Genomic DNA, 20,400 nt, shown 5'->3' on the forward strand with positions numbered 1-20,400 from the left:
GGCCGAGAGGCCGAGCGAGACGAGCCCGACGACGGCGGCGGCGGGCAGCATCCCGAGCCCGGTCTCGGCGGCGCCGTAGCCGAGCCCCCCCTTCCGCGCGTTCAGAACCAGCCGTCCAGGGTGGCCTCCTCGCAGAGCCGGACGACCGGCCTGCGGCCCGCGCCGAGGGTGCCGGGAGCGAGCCTGACCCGGACCCCGGGGCGTACCGCGTGCGGCGGCCCGTCGACCCGGCAGCGCACCACGAAGCCCTCGGCCATGTGCACCGGCCAGAGGTCCGCCTCGGCCGCGGTGAAGCCGCGCCGCACCGACACCACCCCTTCTCCCGCGCTGAGTTCGGGAGACAGGTCGGTCGACCCGCAGGTCGGGCAGAGCAGGCGCTGGAAGGTGGTGGTGTGGCACCAGCGGCAGCGCTGGAAGTGGAGTTCGGGCGCGGCGGCCGACTCCTCGGCGAGGACGGCGGTCCCGCTGCGCAGACCCGTGGACCCGGTGTGGAACACGATGCTTCTCCTTGCACTCGGCGGCTCAACCGTGCATGGAGCGAGGGTATGGCACTCAGTGCCAGTAAGAAAGACCTGAGTTCCCTCAATTGGCGATACTGAGATCCCCTCGGGCCCCGGAAACGTTTCCTCGCGTTCCCTGGCGCTTCCTCGCGTTCCCTCAGCTCTCCCCGAGGCTCGACTCGACCTCGCGCACCACGCGCCACATCGGGGTGGACCGCTTGGTGATCACCACGACCACGTCGTCGTCGCCCTCGGCGGGCGCCGCGGGCGCGGCGGGCTCCGGGTTCCAGGTCTCCCGGACGAACTCCAGGGCCCGGTCCACCTCGGCCAGCGGGTCGCCCTCGCCGCCCGAGCGCAGCCAGTGGCGCAGCGCGTGGTTGTGCGCGGCGACGACGGAGGCGGCGATCACGTTGGCCCGCAGGGTGCCGTCGCGGCGGTCGGCGAACCGGGTGCGGAGGTAGTCGCCGAGGGTCTTCTCGTACCGCCAGACCACGGAGAGCTCGTACGTGCGCAGGCCGGTGACCTCGCGGGTGAGGCGGTAGCGCTGGACGGAGAAGGTGGGGTTCTCGGCGTACATCCGCATGACCAGGCGGGTGGCCTCGCAGATCCGCAGCAGCGGGTCGTCGGTGTCCTCGCTCGCGGCGAGGAACTCGGTCATGTCCGCCAGGCTCTGCTCGTGGTCGGGGAAGACCACGTCCTCCTTGGAGGGGAAGTAGCGGAAGAAGGAGCGCCGGCCCACCCCGGCCGTCTTCACGATGTCGTCGACGGTGGTCTGCTCGTAGCCGCGCTCCAGGAAGAGCTGGAAGGCCGCCGCGACGAGGGAGTCACGCATCGAGGGCTTGGCGGGGTGGGTGCTCATACCCCGGAATTTAGCACTCGGATCCCTCGCGCGGCGGCACTTGGTGCCACGGTGGTGGTCAGCGGGCCGCCATGCGCAGGGCGCCGTCCATCCGGATGGTCTCGCCGTTGAGATAGTCGTGCTCGGTGATCATGGTGACCAGGCGGGCGTACTCCTCGGGGCGGGCCAGCCGCTGCGGGAAGGTGACGCCGGCGGCGAGGCCGGCCCGGATCTCCTCGCTGAATCCGGCCATCATCGGGGTGTCGACGATGCCGGGGGCGACCGTGACGACCCGGATGCCGAACTGGGCGAGGTCGCGCGCGGCGGTGACCGTCATCCCGGCGACGGCCGCCTTGGACGCGGCGTACGCGATCTGGCCGACCTGGCCCTCGAAGGCGGCGATGGAGGCGGTGTTGACGACGAGTCCGCGCTGGCCGTTCGCGTCCGGCTCGTGGCGGGCGATGGCCTCGGCGGCCAGCCGCATCACGTTGAAGGTGCCGACCAGGTTGACGTCCAGGACGGTCCGGAAGAGCCCGAGGTCGTGCGGGCCCTTGCGGCCGAGGATCCGCGCCGAGGGGGCGATGCCCGCGCAGTTGACCGCGAGCCGCAGCTCGGCGCCGTCCTCGTCGATCCGCGCGAGCGCGGCCCGGACCTGCTCCTCGTCGGTGACGTCGGCGGCGAGCAGGGTCACCCCGTCGGGCAGCCCCGCGCCGGCCGCGTCGACGGCCTTGCCGAGGTCGAGGCCGTAGACGGTGGCCCCCTTCGCGGCGAGCGCGGCGGCGGTGGCCGCTCCGAGCCCGGAGGCGGCACCGGTGACGAGTGCGGCGGAACCAGCGATGTCCATGGGTCTCCTTGTGAGAGCGTGCTCGTGCTGACCGCTTACAGCGGCTTGCTCATGAAGAGGGCGGTCTCGCCCTCGCTCGCCGTCCCCCGGTAGAGGGTGGTGTCGAGCCCGCAGAGCTCGAAGCCCATCCGGCGGTACGCGCGGACGGCGGGCGCGTTCACGTTGGTCACCTCCAGCCAGGCGGTCCGGGCGCCCCGGCTCCGCCCGTACGCGCAGGCGCGCTCCATCAGGGCCTGACCGACCCCGGCGCCGCGGTGCGCGGGCGCCACCGCGATGGTGTCGACGACCAGGCGGCGGTTCCACTCCTCCACACGGAAGGCGACGTATCCGCGCACCGCCTCGCCGCCGGGCCCGTCGACGGCGACCTCGACGCGCAGGCCCTCGAAGGGCGCCTCTCCGTCGTCGCCCTCGTCGGGGAAGACCTTGAGGAGGGGCGGGTCGACCGGCGTCTCGCGCAGCGTGAAGCCGTCGGGGCCGGCCAGCACCTCGTACACGCGGTCCGTGCGGAAGGAGTCGTCGAGCGCCTCGATCGCGGCCCGGTCGGCGGGCTCGGCCGGACGGCAGACGACCGGCGGGGGGCCGTGCGGGGCGGGCTGGGGCGGGTGTCCGGAGGTGTGCAGGGGTCCGGCCTCTCTTCCGTTCATGCCTTGAGCTGGCGGCTGATGACCAGGCGCTGGATCTGATTCGTACCCTCGAAGATCTGCATGATCTTCGCCTCGCGCATATAGCGCTCGACCGGGAAGTCCCGGGTGTAGCCGTAGCCGCCGAGGACCTGGACGGCGTCCGTGGTGACCTTCATCGCGGTGTCCGTGGCGATCAGCTTGGCCGCGCTGGCCTGGCGGCTGAAGGGCCGGCCGAGGTCGCGGCGGCGGGCCGCGTCCAGATAGGTGGCGCGGGCGGCGTCCACGGCGGCGGCCATGTCGGCGAGGAGGAAGCCGAGGCCCTGGTGGTCGACGATCTTGCGGCCGAAGGTGCTGCGCTCGTTGGCGTACGCGACGGCGGCGGAGAGCGCCGCCTGGGCGAGCCCGGTGGCGCAGGCGGCGATGCCGAGGCGGCCGGAGTCGAGGGCGCTGAACGCGATCTGGAGGCCCTGGCCCTCCTCGCCGATGAGCCGGCCGGAGTCGACGAGGGCACCGTCCCAGTGGGCGGAGGTGGTGGGGACGGCCTGGAGGCCCATCTTGCGCTCGGGCCTGCCGAAGGTCAGCCCCTCGGTCTCGCCGGGCGCGAGGAAGCAGGAGATGCCGTGGCTACCGGGCGCGGTGCGGGCGAAGAGGGCGTAGAAGCCGGCCTTGCCGCCGTGGGTGATCCACGCCTTGTTGCCGGTGATGCGGTACGCGCCCTCGGCGGTGCGCTCGGCCTTGCAGCTGAGGGCGGCGGCGTCGGAGCCCGCCTGCGGCTCGGAGAGGCTGTAGCCGCCGATCAGGCGCCCTTCGAGCATCTCCGGCAGCCAGCGCTCCTTCTGCTCGGGCGTGCCGAAGGAGTGCAGCGGGTGGCAGGCGAGTGTGTGCACGCTGGTGGCGACGGCGACGGCGGCCCAGCGGGCGGCGAGCTCCTCCAGGACCTGCAGGTACACCTCGTAGGGCTGGCCGCCGCCGCCGAACTCCTCGGGGTACGCGAGGCCGAGCAGCCCGGCCCGGCCCAGGGTCGCGAACAGGCCCTCCGGGTAGGTCTCGGCCTCCTCGTGCGCGTCGGCGCGCGGCGCGAGCTCCTTGTCGGCGATCTCCCGCGCGAGGGCGATGAGGTCCGCGGCTTCGGGGGTGGGAAGCAGGCGGTCGACATCCATGGCGACTCCAGTCAGGACGCGGGCTGATACGCGAAACGGTACTGCGAGGGGTACGTCAGTACCGGTGAGAGTAGCGCAGATGGGTGTCGGCACAAGCCCCCGCACGAGGCGACCGGCATACTGTTCGGGTGATCGAGACCTCAGCCGCCGACGCACCCAGGCTCACGGGCCGGGGCGCCGCCCGCCGCTCCGAGCTCTTCGAGAAGCTGGTGGCGCTGCTCGTCGGCGAGGGCTTCGCCCAGCTGACCCTGGACGATCTCGCCGCCCGGCTGCATTGCTCCAAGCGCACCCTGTACGGGCTGGCCGGGAGCAAGGAGCAGCTCGTCCGGGCCGCCGTGGTCCACTTCTTCCGGCGCGCGACCGTCCGCGTCGAGTCGGTGCTGGCGGCCGCGACCGGCCCGGCCGAGCGGCTGGCGGCCTATCTGCGGGCGGTCTCGGCCGAACTGGCGCCGGTCTCGCCGCGCTTCTTCGACGACGTGGCGGCGTTCGAACCGGCGGCCGAGGTCTACGAGCGCAACACCCGCGCGGCGGCCGGGCGGGTCCAGGAGCTGATCGAGGAGGGCGTGACGGCCGGGGTGTTCCGCGAGGTCCACGTCACCTTCGCCGCCGACGTGATCTCCTCCGTGATGGTCCGCATCCAGCGCCGCCAGGTCGCCGCCGCGACCGGCCTGGCCGACGCCGAGGCGTACGACCAGCTCGCGGAACTCCTGCTCAACGGGCTGCGCCGGGGGTAGCGGCGGCGTACGCGCGCGAGGGGCCCCGCGACCAGCACGGGGGTCAGTCCGGGTTCGCCGAGGTGGCGGTCGATGAAGGCGTTGATCCGGGCCGCCAGGACCTGCCGCCCCGGCCGGTCCGTTAGTGGCCGGTTCCCGCCCGGGCGCGGTCACCCTGTGCGCTTGATCCACTACCGTGTGCCGCGCACCTGTCCGACCGTCTCCCAAGGAGAGAACCGCGTGGAGCACAGCCGTACCGCCCTGAGGATCCGGGCCGTCCTCGCCGCCCTCGGCGTCACCGCCGCCCTCGCCACCGCGCCCGCCGCCGCCGAGACCGCCCCGCCGCCCGCGCCCGGCGCCGCGGCGGGCCGCCACGCGCCCTGCACCGGCGAGTTCGAGGGCGACAAGCGGCTCGGGCCGAAGTACCTGCCGAAGAGGTGGCAGGAGCCCGTGGGCCCGCTGGTCAGGAACTACCACCGCACCGGGCGGCTCTCCTCCGCCGACTTCCTCAAGAAGTACTGGGAGGGCCCGGCCGACACCGGGAGCTGGAAGTACCCGCCGAACGACGGCTTCGGCGAGGTCAACGGGCAGGTCGACAAGGCCCCCAAGGCGCTCCGCGAGGGCGCCCGGCTCGACCGCTTCGGCTCCGAGTACGGCGGCTATCTGGCCCCGGCCGGCGACGCGTACGCCAAGCGCGCGCTGCCCCCGCAGAACCTCAACACCCGGGACGCGGCCTTCGCCTGCGACTACCACCTGTACGAGGTGACGAAGACCTTCGTGGTCTGGGAGGGCTCCATCGCGCCCTGGTTCGAACAGCCCGGCGGCGGGCGCCAGATCAAGCTGGACGCGGCCTTCCTGAACCCGGGCGAGGGCCAGCGGCTCAACGTGAAGTGGCTCCTCGACAACGGCTATCTGGTACGCCTGTCCGCGTGACCGCACGCGAACGCCTCGCGCGGGCACTCCGGGAGGCCGGGGTGCCCGACGAGGTCTACTGGATCGAGGGCGCCCACGAGCCCGTACCCACCCCGCCCGACTTCGCCTACCTCCGGGCGGCGCCGGACGGCGAGGGCTGGGAGACGGGCGTGTACGAACGCGGGACGCACCACCCCGTGGCCCGGCACCCCGCGGAGACGGACGCCTGCGACCGCCTTCGCGCGCTGGTGCTGTAGTTCCCGTCGGCCGGTCAGGCCACCGAGCCGAGCCGGCCGGCCGGTTCGCGCGGGCCGTCGTGGTGGATCGGGGTGTGGGCGCCGGTGAGGGCGGCACCGGTGCCGCCGCGGCGGTTGGCGACGATCTCGGCGCCGATCGACAGCGCGGTCTCCTCCGGCGTACGGGCGCCGAGGTCGAGGCCGATCGGGGAGCGCAGGCGGGCCAGTTCGATCTCGGTGACGCCGACCTCGCGCAGGCGCTTGTTGCGGTCCTCGTGGGTGCGGCGGGAGCCCATGGCGCCGATGTAGGCGACGGGCAGCCTGAGCGCGGCCTGGAGCAGCGGGACGTCGAACTTGGCGTCGTGGGTGAGGACGCAGAGCACCGTGCGGGCGTCGACGTCCGTGGTGGCCAGGTAGCGGTGCGGCCAGGCGACGACGATCTCGTCGGCCTCGGGGAAGCGCGCCTTGGTGGCGAAGATGGGGCGGGCGTCGCAGACGGTGACGTGGTAGCCGAGGAACTTGCCGACCCGCACGAGCGCGGAGGCGAAGTCGATGGCACCGAAGACGATCATGCGGGGGGCGGGGACGGAGGACTCCACGAGGAGGGTCAGCGGCTGTCCGCAGCGGCTGCCGTCCTCGCCGATCCCGACGGTCCCGGTGCGGCCCCCGTCCAGCATCGCGCGAGCCTCGGCGGCGGCGGTGCGGTCCAGCTCGGGGTGGCCGCCGAGCACACCCTCGTACGAGCCGTCGGGGTGGACCAGGAGGGCCCGGCCCATCAGGTCGTCGGGGCCCTCGACGATCCGGGCCAGGGCCGCCGCCTCGCCCGAGGCGGCGGCGGCCAGCGCGGCGGGGTAGACCCCGCCGCGGACCGGGGTGACGAGGATGTCGATGATGCCGCCGCAGGTCAGACCGACCGCGAAGGCGTCCTCGTCGCTGTAGCCGAAGCGCTCGACGACCGTGCGGCCGTCTTCGAGCGCTTGCCGGCACAGCTCGTAGACGGCGCCCTCCACACATCCCCCGGAGACCGATCCGATCGCCGTGCCGTCGCTGTCGACGGCGAGTGCGGCGCCCGGCTGCCGGGGCGCGCTCCCGCCGACCGCCACGACGGTGGCGACGGCGAACACGCGTCCCTGCTCGACCCACCGGTGCAGCTCTTCGGCGATGTCCAGCATCTCGACTCCTCGGAATGTGTGGGGAGGGCGACGTTACGGGCGACGTCAGCCGACGCCCAGCCAGCTCTCGATCGGGTTGATCGCGAAGTAGATGACGAAGATGCCGGTCAGCGCCCACATGAAGCCGCCGACCTCCCTCGCCTTGCCCTGCGCGGTCTTGATGACCACGTAGGAGATGACGCCGGCCGCGACACCGGTGGTGATGGTGTACGTGAAGGGCATCAGGACCACGGTGAGGAACACCGGGATCGCGACGGAGCGGTCGCTCCAGTCCACGTGCTTGGCGTTCTGCATCATCATCGAGCCGATGACGACCAGGGCCGCGGCGGCGACCTCCTGCGGCACGATCGCGGTGAGCGGCGTGAAGAAGAGGCACAGGGCGAAGAACGCGCCGGTGACCACGGAGGCCAGGCCGGTACGGGCGCCCTCGCCGACGCCGGTGGCGGACTCGACGAAGACCGTCTGGCCGGAGGCGCCGCCGGCGCCGCCGAGGATGCCGCCCGCGCCGTCGATGAACAGCGCCTTGGACAGGCCCGGCATCCGGCCCTTGTCGTCGGCGAGCTTGGCCTCGGTGCCGACACCCAGGATGGTGGCCATGGCGTCGAAGAAGCCGGCCAGCACCAGGGTGAAGACGATCATGGTGATGGTGATGTAGCCGACGTCGCCCCAGCCGCTGAAGGACACGTGCCCGATCAGGGAGAAGTCCGGTGCGGAGACGGCGCTGCCGTGCAGCTCGGGGGCGCCGGAGAACCACGCCTTGGCCGGGATGTCGGCGACCGCGTTGAGGACGGCCGCGACGACCGTGCCGGCGACGATGCCGATGAGGATGGCGCCGGGGATGTTGCGCGACTGCAGGGCGAAGATCAGCAGCAGGGTGAAGGCGAAGATCAGGACGGGCCAGCCCATGAGCTCACCGGCCGGGCCGAGGGTGACCGGACCGCCGCCGGGAGCGGGGTTCTCGTGGACGAAGCCGGCCTTCACGAAGCCGATGATCGCGATGAAGAGACCGATGCCGATGGTGATGGCGTGCTTGAGCGCGAGGGGTATCGCGTTCATGATCATCTCGCGGAGGCCGGTGACCACCAGGAGACAGATGACCGCGCCGTACGCGACCGACATGCCCATGGCCTGCGGCCAGGTCATGACGGGCACGACCTGCGAGGCCATGACGCCGGAGACGCTGAGTCCGGCGGCGAGGGCGAGGGGGACCTTGCCCCAGAAGCCCATCAGGAGCGTGGTGGCGGCGGCGCACAGCGCCGTCGCGGTGATCAGCGCGGGCTGGCTGAGGACGTTGCCGTCCACGTCCTTGCCGCTGAGGATCAGGGGGTTGAGCAGGAGAATGTACGCCATCGCCATGAAGGTGGTGATGCCGCCGCGGATCTCCGTCGGGACGGTGGATCCTCTCTCCGAGATGTGAAAGTACCGGTCGAGCCAAGACCTTCCGGCGGGGTTGCGCGAGCCGGAGCCCGCGTCCTCCGCGGTGGTCTTGGGCTCCACTGACGACTGGGTCATGGGGCCTACTCCCAAGGTTCAAAGGGGCACCCGCATCAGACTTCGAAGGATGTTTCTGATCTGTGAAGCTGCGGGATTTGGGAAATCACGTGGGCTGCACGACCCGGGGGACGGCCCGAGACGAACGGATGGTGCGGTGTCCCCGGACGGTGCGGGCGGGGGAAGTGTGACGTTCCTGGGAGGCACGCACCGTCCGGAGAGGTCCTACAGGGTGCCGGTGAGCGCCTCGGGGCGGACCGGCGTCTTGTTGAGCTCCAGGCCCGTCGCGTTCCGGATCGCCGCGAGGACGGCCGGGGTGGACGACAGGGTCGGGGCCTCGCCGAGTCCCCGCAGGCCGTACGGCGCGTTGGGGTCGGCCAGTTCGAGGACGTCGACCGGGATGGTCGGCGTGTCGAGGATCGTCGGGATCAGGTAGTCCGTGAAGGAGGGGTTGCGCACCTTCGCGGTCTTCGGGTCCACGATGATCTCTTCCATCACCGCGACGCCCAGGCCCTGGGTGGTGCCACCCTGGATCTGGCCGACGACGGAGAGCATGTTGAGCGCCTTGCCGACGTCCTGCGCGGTGGCGAGCTCGATGACCTTGACCAGGCCGAGCTCGGTGTCCACCTCCACCACCGCGCGGTGCGCGGCGAAGGTGTACTGGACGTGGCCGTCGCCCTGGCCGGTGACCAGGTCGAACGGCACCGTGGCACGGTGGCGGAACTCGAGTTCGAGGTCGATCGGCTCCTCGCCCTCCAGGATGTCCGCGAGGGTCGCGAGCACCTCGCCGCCGTCGGTGACGACCTTGCCGCCCTCCAGGAGCAGCTCGGCGGTCGCCCAGGCGGGGTGGTAGGAGCCGTTCTTGCGGCGCCCGATCTCCAGGACCTTCTCGCGGACGGCCTCGCAGGTGTTCTTCACCGCGCCGCCGGTCATGTACGTCTGCCGGGAGGCGGATGTCGAGCCGGCGGAGCCGACCTGGGTGTCGGCCGGGTGGATCGTGACCTGCGTGACGCCGAGCTCGGTACGGGCGATCTGGGCGTGCACGGTGACGCCGCCCTGGCCGACCTCGGCCATCGCCGTGTGGACCATGGCGACCGGCTCGCCGTTGATGACCTGGAGCACCACGCGGGCGGTCGAGTAGTCGTCGAAGCCCTCGGAGAAGCCGACGTTCTTGATGCCGACGGCGTAGCCGACGCCTCGGACGACGCCCTCGCCGTGCGTGGTGTTGGACAGGCCGCCGGGCAGCGCGCGGACGTCCGCGCCCTCGCCGGCGGTCTCCCACTGGCGCTCCGGCGGCATCGGGCGGGCCTTGACCCGGCGCAGCAGCTCGGCGACCGGGGCCGGCGAGTCGACGACCTGGCCGGTCGGCATGAGCGTGCCCTGCTCCATGGCGTTGAGCTGGCGCAGCTCGACCGGGTCCATGCCCAGCTTGGCCGCCAGCTTGTCCATCTGCGCCTCGTACGCGAAGCACGCCTGGACCGCGCCGAAGCCGCGCATGGCGCCGCAGGGCGGGTTGTTGGTGTAGAGGGCGACGGCCTCGATCTCGACGTCGTCGACCACGTAGGGGCCGGCGCCGAGCGAGGAGGCGTTGCCGACGACGGCCGGGGAGGCCGAGGCGTAGGCGCCGCCGTCGAGGACGATGCGGGCCTTCAGGTGGGTGAGCTTGCCGTCCTTGGTGGCGCCGTGCTCGTAGTGCAGCTTCGCCGGGTGGCGGTGCACGTGCCCGAAGAAGGACTCGAAGCGGTTGTAGACGATCTTGACCGGCTTGCCGGTGCGCAGCGCCAGCAGGCAGGCGTGGATCTGCATCGAGATGTCCTCGCGGCCGCCGAAGGCGCCGCCGACGCCGGAGAGCGTCATGCGGACCTTCTCCTCGGGCAGGCCGAGGACGGGGGCGATCTGCTTGAGGTCCGAGTGCAGCCACTGGGTGGCGACGTAGAGGTCGACGCCGCCGTCCTCGGCGGGCACGGCCAGGCCGGACTCCGGGCCGAGGAACGCCTGGTCCTGCATGCCGAAGACGTACTCGCCCTCGACGATCACGTCGGCCCGCTTGCGGGCCTCCTCGACGTCGCCGCGGATGATCGGCTGGCGGTGCACGATGTTCGGGTGCGGGACGTGACCGGAGTGGTGGTCGTCGCGGCCCTCGTGGATCAGCGGCGCGTCCGGGGCGAGCGCGGAAGCCTCGTCGGTGACGACGGGCAGCTCCCGGTACTCGATCTTGATCTTGGCGGCGGCGCGGCGGGCGGTCTCCGGGTGGTCGGCGGCGACCAGCGCCACCGGCTCGCCGTGGTGGCGGACCTTGCCGTTGGCCAGGACGGGGGTGTCCTGGATCTCCAGGCCGTAGTTCTTCACCTCGGTCGGCAGGTCGTCGTAGGTCAGCACGGCGTAGACGCCGGACATCGCGACGGCCTCGGAGATGTCCATGGAGACGATCTCGGCGTGGGCGACGGTGGAGCGCAGGGTCTGGCCCCACAGCATGTCCTCGTGCCACATGTCCGAGGAGTAGGCGAACTCGCCGGTCACCTTGAGGGTGCCGTCGGGGCGGAGCGTGGACTCGCCGATGCCGCCCTTGGTGTGGTTCTGGGTGACGTTCGTCGGCGTGCCCGCCGGAACGGTGCGCGTGTTCTGCGCCATGGTCAGACCGCCTCTCCCTGACGGGCGGCCGCCAGGCGGACCGCGTCGAGGATCTTCTCGTAGCCCGTGCAGCGGCAGAGGTTGCCGGAGAGGGCCTCCCGGATGTCCTGGTCGGACGGGTCGCTCTGGCGCTCCAGGAGCTCGTCGGCCGCGATCAGCAGACCCGGGGTGCAGAAGCCGCACTGGACGGCGCCGGCGTCGATGAACGCCTGCTGGATGGGGCTCAGTTCGACGCCCTCGCCGGTCTGCGAGTCCTGCGTCGGACGGGCCTGCCACCGCTTCGCCTCGTCGAGCGAGGTGCCGCAGGCGCCGGAGGCGCAGCCGCCGTGGCCGGGGCCGTGCTCGGCGCGGTCCTTGGCGAACTCCGCCAGGCCCTCGACCGTGACGACCTCGCGGCCCTCGACCTGGCCGGCGGCGACCAGGCAGGAACAGACGGGGACGCCGTCGAGGCGGACCGTGCAGGAGCCGCACTCGCCCTGCTCGCAGGCGTTCTTCGAGCCGGGCAGGCCCATGCGCTCGCGCAGGACGTAGAGGAGGGACTCGCCCTCCCAGACGTCGTCGGCTTCCTGCGGGCGACCGTTGACCGTGAAATTGACGCGCATGGTTATGCAGCTCCCTCAAGCGTGCGGCCGTTGCCGCGGTACTGCTCCCAGGTCCAGCCGAGCTGGCGGCGAGCCATGATGCCGACGGCGTGACGGCGGTACTTGGCGGTGCCTCGGACGTCGTCGATCGGGTTCGCGGCGCCCGAGCAGAGGTCGGCGAACTGCTTCGCGATCGACGGGGTGATGATCTTGCCGCTGTCCCAGAAGCCGCCCTCTTCGAGGGCCGCGTTCAGGAACGCCTCGGCCTCCTTGGCGCGGATCGGGGTCGGCGCGGCGGAGCCGATGCCGGTGCGGACCGTGCGGGTCTCCGGGTGCAGCGCCAGGCCGAAGGCGCAGACCGCGATGACCATCGCGTTGCGGGTGCCGACCTTGGAGTACTGCTGGGGGCCGTCCGCCTTCTTCACGTGGACGGTCTTGATCAGCTCGTCGGGCTCCAGCGCGTTGCGCTTCACGCCCGTGTAGAACGCGTCGATCGGGATGAAACGGGTGCCGCGCACCGACTCGACCTCGACCTCGGCGCCGGCCGCGAGGAGCGCGGGGTGGGCGTCGCCGGCCGGCGACGCGGTGCCCAGGTTGCCGCCGACGCCGCCGCGGTTGCGGATCTGCGGGGAGGCCACCGTGTGCGAGGCGAGCGCCAGGCCCGGGAGCTCCGTGCGCAGGTTCTCCATGATCTGCGTGTACGGGACGGAGGCGCCGAGGCGTACGTTCTCCTCGCCGACCTCCCACTCGCGGAGCAACTCGATACGGTTGAGGTCCAGGAGGTACTCGGGACGCCGGTGGTCGAAGTTGATCTCGACCATGATGTCGGTACCACCGGAAATGGGCACGGCCGTGGGGTGCTCGGCCTTGGCGGCGAGCGCCTCCTCCCAGCTGGCGGGGCGAAGGAAGTCCATGGTGGCTCTCTTCTTGTGCTTCTAGTGAACGGGGGGGGTCGTCCGTACGGGCCTGGGATGACGGCCGGCCCTCGACGATCTCTTCATGAGCTGTTAACGCGGTGTGTGGCCTAGTACACAAGCCCGTGTCGCCGGGGTGCAGTCACCGAAAACATGAAGGAGTTGGCTGGCTGCCATCCTCGTCTTGTAGATTCGAACGAACGGCGGGAAGCAGAAACCTCTCCGTTTTCCCCTGGAAACGGTGGCACCACGCCACCGGCGACAACGCGACACCCACGAGAAGGAACGGCGGCGACAACATGCGGCTGCGCGCACTGCTGGAAAATGACGCGCTCGGGCTGCGCCTGCTCGGCGGCGACGAGGAGCTGGACCGCACCGTCCGTGGCGTGATGACGACGGACCTCAAGGACCCCAGCCGCTATCTGTCGGGGGGAGAGCTCGTCCTCACCGGCCTCGCCTGGCTGCGGGACGCCGACGACGCCGAGCCCTTCGTCCGGATCCTGGCCGCCGCCGGGGTCGCCGCGCTGGCCGCCGGCGAGGCCGAGCTCGGCGACATCCCCGACGATCTCGTACAGGCGTGTTCGCGCCACCGCCTTCCCCTGTTCGCAGTAAACGAGTCCGTTGCGTTCGCGACGATCACCGAGCATGTTGTTCGACAGGTGTCCGGGGAGCGGGCCGGGGACCTCGCCGCCGTCGTCGACCGGCACCGGCGGCTCATGACCTCCGGGCCCGCCGGGGGCGGGCCCGAGGTCGTCCTCGATCTGCTCGGCTCCGACCTCGACCTCCGGGCCTGGGTGCTCTCCCCCACCGGACGCCAGATCGCCGGCGCCGGAGAGCCCCTGGAGCCCGCCCTCGCCGCCACCCTGGCGGGCGAGCACCTCGCCGCCACCCGCACCGGGCGGCGCGGGCCGCACCGGCTGAACCTCGGCGGAAGCACCTACTCCCTCTTCCCGATCCGCAACACCGGGCGCGGCGCCGCGCCCGCCGCCCGGGACGTCCGCGAGACCGTCCTCTCCGACTGGCTGCTCGCCGTCGAGGCCGACGCCGGCGACTGGCCCGCCGCCCGGCTCGACCTGCTCCAGGGCGTCACCCAGCTCATCGCCGTCGAGCGGGACCGCCGCGACGCCTCCCGCACGGTGCGGCGACGGCTCGCCCAGGAGGTCCTGGAGCTCGTCCAGACCGGCGCCGCGCCCGCCGAGATCGCCGCCCGGCTCCGGGTCGCCGCGCCCGTGCTGCTGCCCGGGCTCGGCAGCGCCCCGCACTGGCAGGTCGTCGTCGCCCGCGTCGAGTGGGACGAGACCGCCGGGCAGGGCGGCACGCTCGACAGCGGGCCCGTCGCCCAGGCGCTCCTGGAGGAGATCCTGGTCGACCCCGCCAGCTCCGGCGCCGACTCCTCCGACCGCATCGCCGTCGCCCACAGCGGCGACGAGGCCATCGCGCTCGTACCGCTCGCCGCCGCGCCGCTGCCCGACAGCGAGGACGAGCCGCCCGCCGTCGCGCTCGGGCTGCACGCCGACGCGCTGCTCGCCGCCGTGCGGGCGCCGCTCTCCTCCGGGCTCTCCGACGACGGGCGCCTCACCCTCGGCGTCAGCGCCGCCGTGCACTCCGCCGAGGGGCTGCGCGGGGCCCTCGAAGAGGCCCGGCACGCCCGCCGCGTCGCCGCCGCCCGGCCGGGGCGGGTCTGCGCCGCCGGGCACCACGAGCTCGCCTCGCACGTGCTGCTCCTGCCGTTCGTGCCCGACGACGTCCGGCGCGCCTTCACGGCGCGGCTCCTCGACCCGCTGCGCGACTACGACCGGCGGCACAGAGCCGAGCTCATCCCTACGCTGGAGGCGTTCCTCGACTGCGACGGGTCCTGGACCCGCTGCGCCACCCGGCTCCACCTGCACGTGAACACGCTGCGGTACCGGGTCGGGCGGATCGAGCAGCTCACCGGGCGGGATCTGTCCCGGCTGGAGGACAAGCTCGACTTCTTTCTCGCGTTGCGGATGAGTTGATCTTTTCTTGTGTGATCCGTTCATCTCTTCGGGTGATCAACGGAGTTGACGGGGCGGCGGGTCTTCGCCGCCCCGTTCCGTGTTCTGGCGCCCGGTGGCGATCATCCTCCTTGTGAAATCTTTCACCCGACCCCTTGGCCCCGGGGCCGTGCGCGTGCTGAGATGCGCTCCTACTCACAGCTCGATGGCGCGCTCGGGGAGGGCAATGTGGCGTACGGCCGGGGAACCCCACTGGAGACGGCGGTCTGGAGACTCCGCTCCCGTGGTTGCTGGACGGACGCGGCCGAACTGCTCGCCCCACGCGCCACGGAACCCGGCGCGGCCCTGGAGCGGGCCGCCCTGCTGATCGAACGGTGCCTCTACACCGAGCAGGGCTGGGGCGACGCGGAGGACGCGCTGCGGGCGGCCGAGGCCGTCGCCCGCACCGACGAGGAGCGGGGGGCCGCCGCGTGCGAGCGGGGGTATCTCGCCTACGCCTCCACCCTGTTGGGGGTCCGGGACCGCGTCGACGAGGCCCGGGCCGCCCTGGGGCGGGCCGCCGCCCTGCTCGAACCCGAGTCCTCGGGGCGGGCTCTTCTCGATTTTCGGCGGGGGCTCATCGCGCAGAACCTCGGCGAGTCCCCGCAGGCCGCCCGCGCGGCCTACCGCAAGGCCCACGCCGGGGCCGCCGCCCACGGCGACTCGCTGCTGCTCTCGTTCACCTGGCGGCATCTCGCCGGGCTCGCCCTGCGCGAGGGCGAGCTGGCCGAGGCGCGGCACGGGTTCGCCGAATCCCTGCGGATCCGGGAGGAGTTGGGGTACCTCGTCGGGACCGCCCCGGCGCTCGCCTCGCTGGCCGAGGCCGAGGTCGAGCCCGAGGCGGGGCGGCTGCGGGCCGAGGCGTTGCGGCTGTTCCGGCTGTTGGGCGGGGTTCCCACCTGGCTCGCCTCTCAGTTGACGCCCCGGCCTGCCCTGTAGGGGTGGGTGCCGCGGGGGACGGGGAGGGGGTCGCGTTCCGGACTGCATGATTTACGGCGCGGGGCGGGTCACTGTGGGGAGCCACGCTCTTGTTCCGCGCCGCAAATCACGCTTTACGTCCGGAACGCGACCCCCTCCCCGTCCCCCGCTCCCGTCCGTCCGTCGTCAGCCGGTGGTGCGGTCCAGGAGCGTCAGGGACTCGTCCATGCCGATCAGGAGGGCCGCGTCCGGTGTCACCGCCACCGCCCTCACCGGCGGGCCCGGGCGGAAGGTGCGGTTTCCCTCAGGGCCGTGGAGCTGTACGGTGCCGTCCGCCCACGCCATCGCCACGAACGGGCCGTACGGCGTCTCCGCCGCGTGCAGTGCCACGACCGGGGACGGGCGTTCCGCCAGGGGGGTCGGGTCGGGGTCCTCGCCGGGGATCCAGCGGCGGACCGTTCCGTCTATGCCTCCGCTGCACACGAACGGGGTCTCCGACTCCACCGCCGCCACCGCCGTCACCCTGCCGCTGTGCGGCGCCGCCTGGTGCAGGCCGGTCAGGCCGAAGGCGTGCACCGAGCCCAGGCGGTCGCCCACGATCACCGAGCCCTGGATCGCGGCCAGGGCCGTGCCCGGGTGGCGGGTGAGGGTCGCCGCCACCGCTTCGGTGAGGCGCTGGAGGTACGGCGGGCGGGGGGCCGTGCCGGGGACCGGGTGGAGGCGGCCCCGTTCGTCCAGGAGCAGGACCGTGCCGTCGGGGGTGGGGGCCAGGGCCGTCACCCTGCCCCGGACCGGGTGGACCAGGCGGCCTCGCGGGTGGGCGTCCGCCGCGTTCAGGAGGTGGACCGTGCCGGTGCGGTCCGCCGCGAGGACCGTGCCGCCCTGGACCGCCAGCGCGGCTATGGGGCCCGGCCAGGGTGGGGTCACGTCGCCGGTGACCCTCGTCCACCGCACCTTCCACGGGGCCGGTCTCGCGGCCTCCTCCAGCGCGGGGGCGATCCTCGGGTCCGCTCCGTCGCCCAGGGACGTCAGGAGGGCCAGGGCGCGGTCCGCCGGGGTGGCGGCCGCGCACAGTGCCTGGCCCGCGCGCAGCCAGGCCGGGCGCAGGCCGCCGTGCTCGTCGTCCGCCTCGCGCACGTAACCCGCCGTGACGCGGTAGGGGTCCGCCGTGACCACCGCGGTGGGGTCGGAGAGGTCCGGGAGGTGCTCCTCTTGTGCGGGCGGGGAGGGTGGGGGCTCGTGCTGTTCCGCGTCGATCACGGTCGCTCTGGACGCGGTGAGGATCGCCTGTTCCGGTGTGGTCTCCCGGGTTTCCACGACGATCCGGATCCTGCCTTGTGTGGCCAGGTCCCTCAGCAGTTCGGCGATGCGGGTGGGTTCGGCCGCCTCGTGGAGGGCCGGGAGGAGCAGGATCGTGCGGGGGGTGCGGCCCGGCTCGGTGGTCGCCAGGACGTGGACCAGGTCGGCGGGGGATGCGGCGACCACGCCTAGGTGGGACGCGATCGCCCAGGCGGCGCCCAGGGCCGACTGGCCCGTCAGCGGGACGAGGGCGCGCGTGGTGCGGCGGCGGCCGGCGGCGCGGGGGGTCTGGCCGGCCAGCCAGTCGAGCAGGCCGGGGGCCTCGGTGACGAGGCAGAGGCGCGGGGCCTCGGGGTCCGTGAGCCAGCCGAGCAGGGCCGCGGCCCCGGGGCGCTCCGCGCGGACGGACGGCATGGGCACCTCTCGGTCGGCGCGGGCGCGACGGGTGTCGTGCTGACGTGGTCGACCTTAGTCGCCCGGGGCGCTCGCGTCGTCAGTCCTGCGCCCCCGCGAAATGCTCCCGTACGAGTGAGGAGACGACCTGGAGGTCCTGGGCGATCAGGGCGTCGAGCAGGGCGCTGTGCTCGGCGGCGTCCGCGACGAGTTCGCCGTGGGTGGTGGCGGGGGCGCTGACGAGCGGCCACTGGGAACGGCGGTGCAGGTCGTCGGCGATGAGCAGGAGCTGGCGGTTGCCCGCGAGGGCGAGGACGGCCCGGTGGAAGGCCCGGTCGGTCTCGGCGTAGTGGGCGCGGTCGCCGCGGGCGGCGGCGGCCCCGGTGGCCTCGGCGAGCGGGCGGAGTTCGGTCCAGCGGGCGGCCGGGACGGTGCGGGCCAGGCGGAGCATGACGGGGACCTCGATGAGGGCCCTGATCTCGGCGAGCTCGGCCAGTTCGGTCGGGGTGCGTTCGGTGACCCGGAAGCCTCGGTTGGGGACGACCTCGACGGCGCCCTCGGTGGCGAGCTGCTGCATGGCCTCGCGGACGGGGGTGGCGGAGACGCCGAAGCGTTCGCCGAGCGCGGGGGCGGAGTAGACCTCGCCGGGGACGAGTTCGCCGCCGACGAGGGCGGTGCGGAGGGCTTCGAGGATCTGGCCGCGGACGGAGTGGCGGCGGACCGGGCGGGGGGCCAGGCCGGGGGCGGGGTCCTCGCCGTGGGTGTGTTCGCCGCGGACGTCCTGGGCGCGGGTCTGTTCGGGGACCCTCGCCGCCGTGGCCGAGCGGTCCGTGGTCCGCTCGCGCGTACTGCCCTGCTCCACCCGGGTCCTCCTGCGCTTTGGTGCCGGGCCCGGCTCGCGGTGCCGGGGTCCCTTGTGCACGATAGGCGGACGGCGTCGCAGTTCAAACATGATGCGCATCGGGTAAGGTAAGGCTAACCTGCTAACGATCGCGATTCGGTGGTCCCGTATGGCCGTCCCCGCTCTGCTGCCGTCTCCCTCCGCCTCGCCCGTCGCGGCCTCCTACGCCCGGCTCGGCGAGGTCTTCCCCGGTCTGCGCGTCGACGAACACGAACGGGGCGCGCTGCTGCCCCGCGGTACGGGGTGGGTCGGCGCGGACGAGCTCGGGGCCGGCGAGGCCGCGCTGGACGCCTTCCTCGCCTGGGACGAGACGCAGGTACGCCGGGACTACGGGCGGTCGGCCCGGCCCGACGTGGTGGCCAGCTTCGGGCTGCACCGGTACGCCTGGCCCGCCTGCCTGCTGGTGACGCTGCCCTGGTTCCTGCACCGCCGGGTCCCCCGGCTGCCCGCGCGGGACGTGGCCTTCCACCGCGCCCTGGGACGCTTCGCGGTCCGGGTCGAGGAGTTCGCCTGCCTGCCCGGCGACCCCGCCGCCGCGCTGCCCGGCGCCCGCGTGGTGCCCGACGAGGAGGCGCTGCGCGCCGAGGTGCGGGCCTCCCTGGGCGAGCACTTCGAGGTGCTCCTGGCCGGCTTCGGGCCGCGGATGCGGCGGGGGCGGCGGGCGCTGTGGGGCATGGTCACCGACGAGATCGTCGAGGGGCTCTGGTACATCGGGGAGCTGCTCGGCGAGGAGCCGCGGGCCATGGCCGAGCTGGAGCTGCTCATGCCGCGCACGGCCAAGCCGTACGTGGGGCCGGCCGGCTTCCGCGAGCTGGCGGGCTCCGCCGAGGTCTGCGGCGCCTCCCGGGCCACCCGCGACCGCGCGACCTGCTGTTTCTTCTACACCCTGCGGCCCGAGGACACCTGCACGACCTGTCCGCGCACCGCCGACGAGGAGCGGGTGCGCAGGCTCGCCGCCGCGGGCTGACCGAGTCTTGCCCTTACGCCACCCTTCGGGGTGAGTCGATTCGTACGTAAGTTCCTTGTTCGGCAGGTCAGTTCGAGGCGATCCTACCTATTCGTATGGCCTGCGGACCCGATGGCGTGCTCTTGCCCCGAAACCCCGTGCCCGCCCGTTCCGGTCGGCCAGTATGGGCCGCCGTATCGGCCTAACTGCGAGGCACTACTGCGAGGCAAGGGACACCCCGATGAGACTGACCGACATATCGCTGGACTGGCTGCTTCCGGGCGGCGTGATGGTGGCGGGAGTCCTGACGGCGGTGGCGGTCCTCGCGCGCGGGAAGCGCGCCGGTGACCAGGCCGCGGCCGACGACTCCTGGGAGCGCAGCGAGGAGCGCCGCAGACGCAAGGAGGCGGTCTACGGCACCGCCTCGTACGTCCTGCTCTTCTGCTGCGCCGCGGTCGCGGCGGCGCTCTCCTTCCACGGGCTCGTCGGCTTCGGCCGGCAGAACCTCAACCTCACCGGAGGCTGGGAGTACCTGGTCCCGTTCGGCCTCGACGGTGCCGCCATGTTCTGCTCGGTGCTCGCCGTCCGCGAGGCCAGCCACGGCGACGCGGCCCTCGGGTCGCGCCTCCTGGTCTGGACGTTCGCGGGGGCCGCGGCCTGGTTCAACTGGGTGCACGCGCCGCGCGGCCTGGGCCACGCGGGGGCGCCGCAGTTCTTCGCGGGGATGTCCCTGTCGGCGGCGGTCCTCTTCGACCGGGCGCTGAAGCAGACCAGGCGGGCGGCGCTGCGCGAGCAGGGGCTGATCCCGAGGCCGCTGCCGCAGATCCGGATGGTCCGCTGGCTGCGGGCGCCCCGGGAGACCTTCGGCGCCTGGTCGCTGATGCTCCTGGAAGGCGTACGGACGCTGGACGAGGCCGTCGACGAGGTGCGCGAGGACCGCAAGGAGAAGGAGGCCAACCGGATCCGCAGGCGGGAGCAGGCGAAGCTGGACCGGGCGCGGCTGAAGGCGCTCAACCGGCAGCACCGGGCCTTCGGGCGCGGCGGCGGCCGTCAGGTGGAGGTGTCGGCCCTCGGGACCGGCACGGGTGCGGGCTCCGCGACGCCGGTGCAGGCCGCCGTCGCGGAGCCCGCCATAGCGGACCCCGGACAGTTGCCGCTTCGACACCGGCCCTCCCTGCAAGCCGTGAAGGGCGCTGAGACCCGGACCGTGGATCTCACCGCCGAGGACGACACCCAGACGCTGCCCCGGCTCGACTCCCTGGAGCGCAAGCTCGCGGATCTGGAGCAGCAGTTCGGCTGAGTCCGTTCACATG

Annotated in this window: 19 protein-coding genes; 7 read left to right on the forward strand and 12 right to left on the reverse strand. The window is 73.0% G+C overall.

Annotated elements, in window-relative coordinates:
- Positions 1-101: 101 nt before the first annotated feature.
- The 5 genes from AB0C99_RS21130 to AB0C99_RS21150 all read right to left on the reverse strand — a co-directional run bounded on the left by AB0C99_RS21130 (position 102) and on the right by AB0C99_RS21150 (position 3,965).
- The gene (locus AB0C99_RS21130; protein ID WP_362477011.1) at positions 102-497 is read right to left on the reverse strand and encodes a zinc ribbon domain-containing protein; all 396 of its coding nucleotides are present in this window, start codon (positions 495-497) and stop codon (positions 102-104) included.
- Between the two features lie 160 nt (positions 498-657).
- Positions 658-1,359 carry a TetR family transcriptional regulator gene (locus tag AB0C99_RS21135; RefSeq protein ID WP_362477013.1) on the reverse strand — a complete coding sequence of 234 codons (702 nt, stop codon included), beginning with the start codon at positions 1,357-1,359 and terminating at the stop codon, positions 658-660.
- A gap of 58 nt (positions 1,360-1,417) precedes the next feature.
- Positions 1,418-2,182: an SDR family NAD(P)-dependent oxidoreductase gene (locus tag AB0C99_RS21140; protein WP_362477015.1), complete on the reverse strand. Its 765-nt coding sequence runs from the start codon at positions 2,180-2,182 to the stop codon at positions 1,418-1,420.
- Positions 2,183-2,217: 35 nt separating this feature from the next.
- Positions 2,218-2,826, reverse strand: coding sequence for a GNAT family N-acetyltransferase (locus tag AB0C99_RS21145; RefSeq protein WP_362477017.1), 609 nt, complete (start codon positions 2,824-2,826; stop codon positions 2,218-2,220).
- Positions 2,823-3,965 (reverse strand): acyl-CoA dehydrogenase family protein, encoded by a 1,143-nt coding sequence (locus AB0C99_RS21150; protein ID WP_362477019.1) that lies wholly within the window; start codon positions 3,963-3,965, stop codon positions 2,823-2,825. Before AB0C99_RS21150 ends, AB0C99_RS21145 begins: the two co-directional genes overlap by 4 nt.
- Before the next feature lie 128 nt (positions 3,966-4,093).
- On the opposite strand from AB0C99_RS21150, the gene AB0C99_RS21155 reads away from it, so the two are divergent.
- From AB0C99_RS21155 to AB0C99_RS21165, 3 genes are all read left to right on the forward strand, one after another.
- Complete coding sequence (locus AB0C99_RS21155) at positions 4,094-4,699, forward strand: TetR/AcrR family transcriptional regulator (RefSeq protein ID WP_362477021.1); 606 nt, start codon at positions 4,094-4,096, stop codon at positions 4,697-4,699.
- Positions 4,700-4,918: 219 nt separating this feature from the next.
- Positions 4,919-5,611, forward strand: coding sequence for a TNT domain-containing protein (locus AB0C99_RS21160; RefSeq protein WP_362477023.1), 693 nt, complete (start codon positions 4,919-4,921; stop codon positions 5,609-5,611).
- Complete coding sequence (locus AB0C99_RS21165) at positions 5,608-5,847, forward strand: hypothetical protein (RefSeq protein ID WP_362477025.1); 240 nt, start codon at positions 5,608-5,610, stop codon at positions 5,845-5,847. Before AB0C99_RS21160 ends, AB0C99_RS21165 begins: the two co-directional genes overlap by 4 nt.
- A 14-nt stretch (positions 5,848-5,861) precedes the next feature.
- Here AB0C99_RS21165 and AB0C99_RS21170 read toward each other — a convergent pair whose 3' ends face one another.
- The 5 genes from AB0C99_RS21170 to AB0C99_RS21190 all read right to left on the reverse strand — a co-directional run bounded on the left by AB0C99_RS21170 (position 5,862) and on the right by AB0C99_RS21190 (position 12,615).
- On the reverse strand, positions 5,862-6,998 hold the full coding sequence (locus AB0C99_RS21170) for an XdhC/CoxI family protein (protein ID WP_362477027.1): 1,137 nt from the start codon (positions 6,996-6,998) through the stop codon (positions 5,862-5,864).
- A 45-nt stretch (positions 6,999-7,043) separates the two neighbouring features.
- On the reverse strand, positions 7,044-8,510 hold the full coding sequence (locus AB0C99_RS21175; protein ID WP_362477029.1) for an NCS2 family permease: 1,467 nt from the start codon (positions 8,508-8,510) through the stop codon (positions 7,044-7,046).
- A gap of 204 nt (positions 8,511-8,714) precedes the next feature.
- Complete coding sequence (pucD, locus tag AB0C99_RS21180; RefSeq protein ID WP_362477031.1) at positions 8,715-11,120, reverse strand: xanthine dehydrogenase subunit D; 2,406 nt, start codon at positions 11,118-11,120, stop codon at positions 8,715-8,717.
- Positions 11,121-11,122: 2 nt separating this feature from the next.
- Entirely contained in the window at positions 11,123-11,722 is a 600-nt protein-coding gene (locus tag AB0C99_RS21185; protein WP_362477033.1) for a (2Fe-2S)-binding protein, read from the reverse strand.
- 2 nt (positions 11,723-11,724) lie between these two features.
- Positions 11,725-12,615, reverse strand: a complete 891-nt coding sequence (locus tag AB0C99_RS21190; RefSeq protein ID WP_362477035.1) for a xanthine dehydrogenase family protein subunit M — start codon at positions 12,613-12,615, stop codon at positions 11,725-11,727.
- Between the two features lie 299 nt (positions 12,616-12,914).
- On the opposite strand from AB0C99_RS21190, the gene AB0C99_RS21195 reads away from it, so the two are divergent.
- Complete coding sequence (locus tag AB0C99_RS21195; protein ID WP_362477037.1) at positions 12,915-14,612, forward strand: PucR family transcriptional regulator ligand-binding domain-containing protein; 1,698 nt, start codon at positions 12,915-12,917, stop codon at positions 14,610-14,612.
- A gap of 162 nt (positions 14,613-14,774) precedes the next feature.
- Positions 14,775-15,569: a hypothetical protein gene (locus AB0C99_RS21200; protein ID WP_362477039.1), complete on the forward strand. Its 795-nt coding sequence runs from the start codon at positions 14,775-14,777 to the stop codon at positions 15,567-15,569.
- 165 nt (positions 15,570-15,734) lie between these two features.
- Here AB0C99_RS21200 and AB0C99_RS21205 read toward each other — a convergent pair whose 3' ends face one another.
- Positions 15,735-17,261 (reverse strand): PQQ-binding-like beta-propeller repeat protein, encoded by a 1,527-nt coding sequence (locus tag AB0C99_RS21205; RefSeq protein ID WP_362477041.1) that lies wholly within the window; start codon positions 17,259-17,261, stop codon positions 15,735-15,737.
- A 79-nt stretch (positions 17,262-17,340) separates the two neighbouring features.
- Entirely contained in the window at positions 17,341-18,192 is an 852-nt protein-coding gene (locus AB0C99_RS21210; RefSeq protein WP_362477219.1) for a GntR family transcriptional regulator, read from the reverse strand.
- A 58-nt stretch (positions 18,193-18,250) separates the two neighbouring features.
- Between AB0C99_RS21210 and AB0C99_RS21215 the strand changes: the two genes are divergently transcribed.
- Together AB0C99_RS21215 and AB0C99_RS21220 are read left to right on the forward strand one after the other, a co-directional pair.
- On the forward strand, positions 18,251-19,108 hold the full coding sequence (locus AB0C99_RS21215) for a (2Fe-2S)-binding protein (protein WP_362477043.1): 858 nt from the start codon (positions 18,251-18,253) through the stop codon (positions 19,106-19,108).
- A 220-nt stretch (positions 19,109-19,328) separates the two neighbouring features.
- Entirely contained in the window at positions 19,329-20,387 is a 1,059-nt protein-coding gene (locus AB0C99_RS21220) for a DUF2637 domain-containing protein (protein ID WP_362477045.1), read from the forward strand.
- Positions 20,388-20,400 lie beyond the last annotated feature (13 nt).

Source organism: Streptomyces sp. NPDC048659 (genome assembly GCF_040650575.1).
GTDB lineage: Bacteria > Actinomycetota > Actinomycetes > Streptomycetales > Streptomycetaceae > Streptomyces.

Excerpts from the sequence above, each read along its gene's own strand:
- AB0C99_RS21135 (WP_362477013.1), bottom strand. The coding sequence starts at position 1,359 with ATGAGCACCCACCCCGCCAAGCCCTCGATGCGTGACTCCCTCGTCGCG.
- AB0C99_RS21140 (WP_362477015.1), bottom strand. The coding sequence starts at position 2,182 with ATGGACATCGCTGGTTCCGCCGCACTCGTCACCGGTGCCGCCTCCGGG.
- AB0C99_RS21145 (WP_362477017.1), bottom strand. The coding sequence starts at position 2,826 with ATGAACGGAAGAGAGGCCGGACCCCTGCACACCTCCGGACACCCGCCC.
- AB0C99_RS21150 (WP_362477019.1), bottom strand. The coding sequence starts at position 3,965 with ATGGATGTCGACCGCCTGCTTCCCACCCCCGAAGCCGCGGACCTCATC.
- AB0C99_RS21170 (WP_362477027.1), bottom strand. The coding sequence starts at position 6,998 with ATGCTGGACATCGCCGAAGAGCTGCACCGGTGGGTCGAGCAGGGACGC.
- AB0C99_RS21175 (WP_362477029.1), bottom strand. The coding sequence starts at position 8,510 with ATGACCCAGTCGTCAGTGGAGCCCAAGACCACCGCGGAGGACGCGGGC.
- pucD (WP_362477031.1), bottom strand. The coding sequence starts at position 11,120 with ATGGCGCAGAACACGCGCACCGTTCCGGCGGGCACGCCGACGAACGTC.
- AB0C99_RS21185 (WP_362477033.1), bottom strand. The coding sequence starts at position 11,722 with ATGCGCGTCAATTTCACGGTCAACGGTCGCCCGCAGGAAGCCGACGAC.
- AB0C99_RS21190 (WP_362477035.1), bottom strand. The coding sequence starts at position 12,615 with ATGGACTTCCTTCGCCCCGCCAGCTGGGAGGAGGCGCTCGCCGCCAAG.
- AB0C99_RS21195 (WP_362477037.1), top strand. The coding sequence starts at position 12,915 with ATGCGGCTGCGCGCACTGCTGGAAAATGACGCGCTCGGGCTGCGCCTG.
- AB0C99_RS21200 (WP_362477039.1), top strand. The coding sequence starts at position 14,775 with ATGCGCTCCTACTCACAGCTCGATGGCGCGCTCGGGGAGGGCAATGTG.
- AB0C99_RS21205 (WP_362477041.1), bottom strand. The coding sequence starts at position 17,261 with ATGCCGTCCGTCCGCGCGGAGCGCCCCGGGGCCGCGGCCCTGCTCGGC.
- AB0C99_RS21210 (WP_362477219.1), bottom strand. The coding sequence starts at position 18,192 with ATGTTTGAACTGCGACGCCGTCCGCCTATCGTGCACAAGGGACCCCGG.
- AB0C99_RS21215 (WP_362477043.1), top strand. The coding sequence starts at position 18,251 with ATGGCCGTCCCCGCTCTGCTGCCGTCTCCCTCCGCCTCGCCCGTCGCG.
- AB0C99_RS21220 (WP_362477045.1), top strand. The coding sequence starts at position 19,329 with ATGAGACTGACCGACATATCGCTGGACTGGCTGCTTCCGGGCGGCGTG.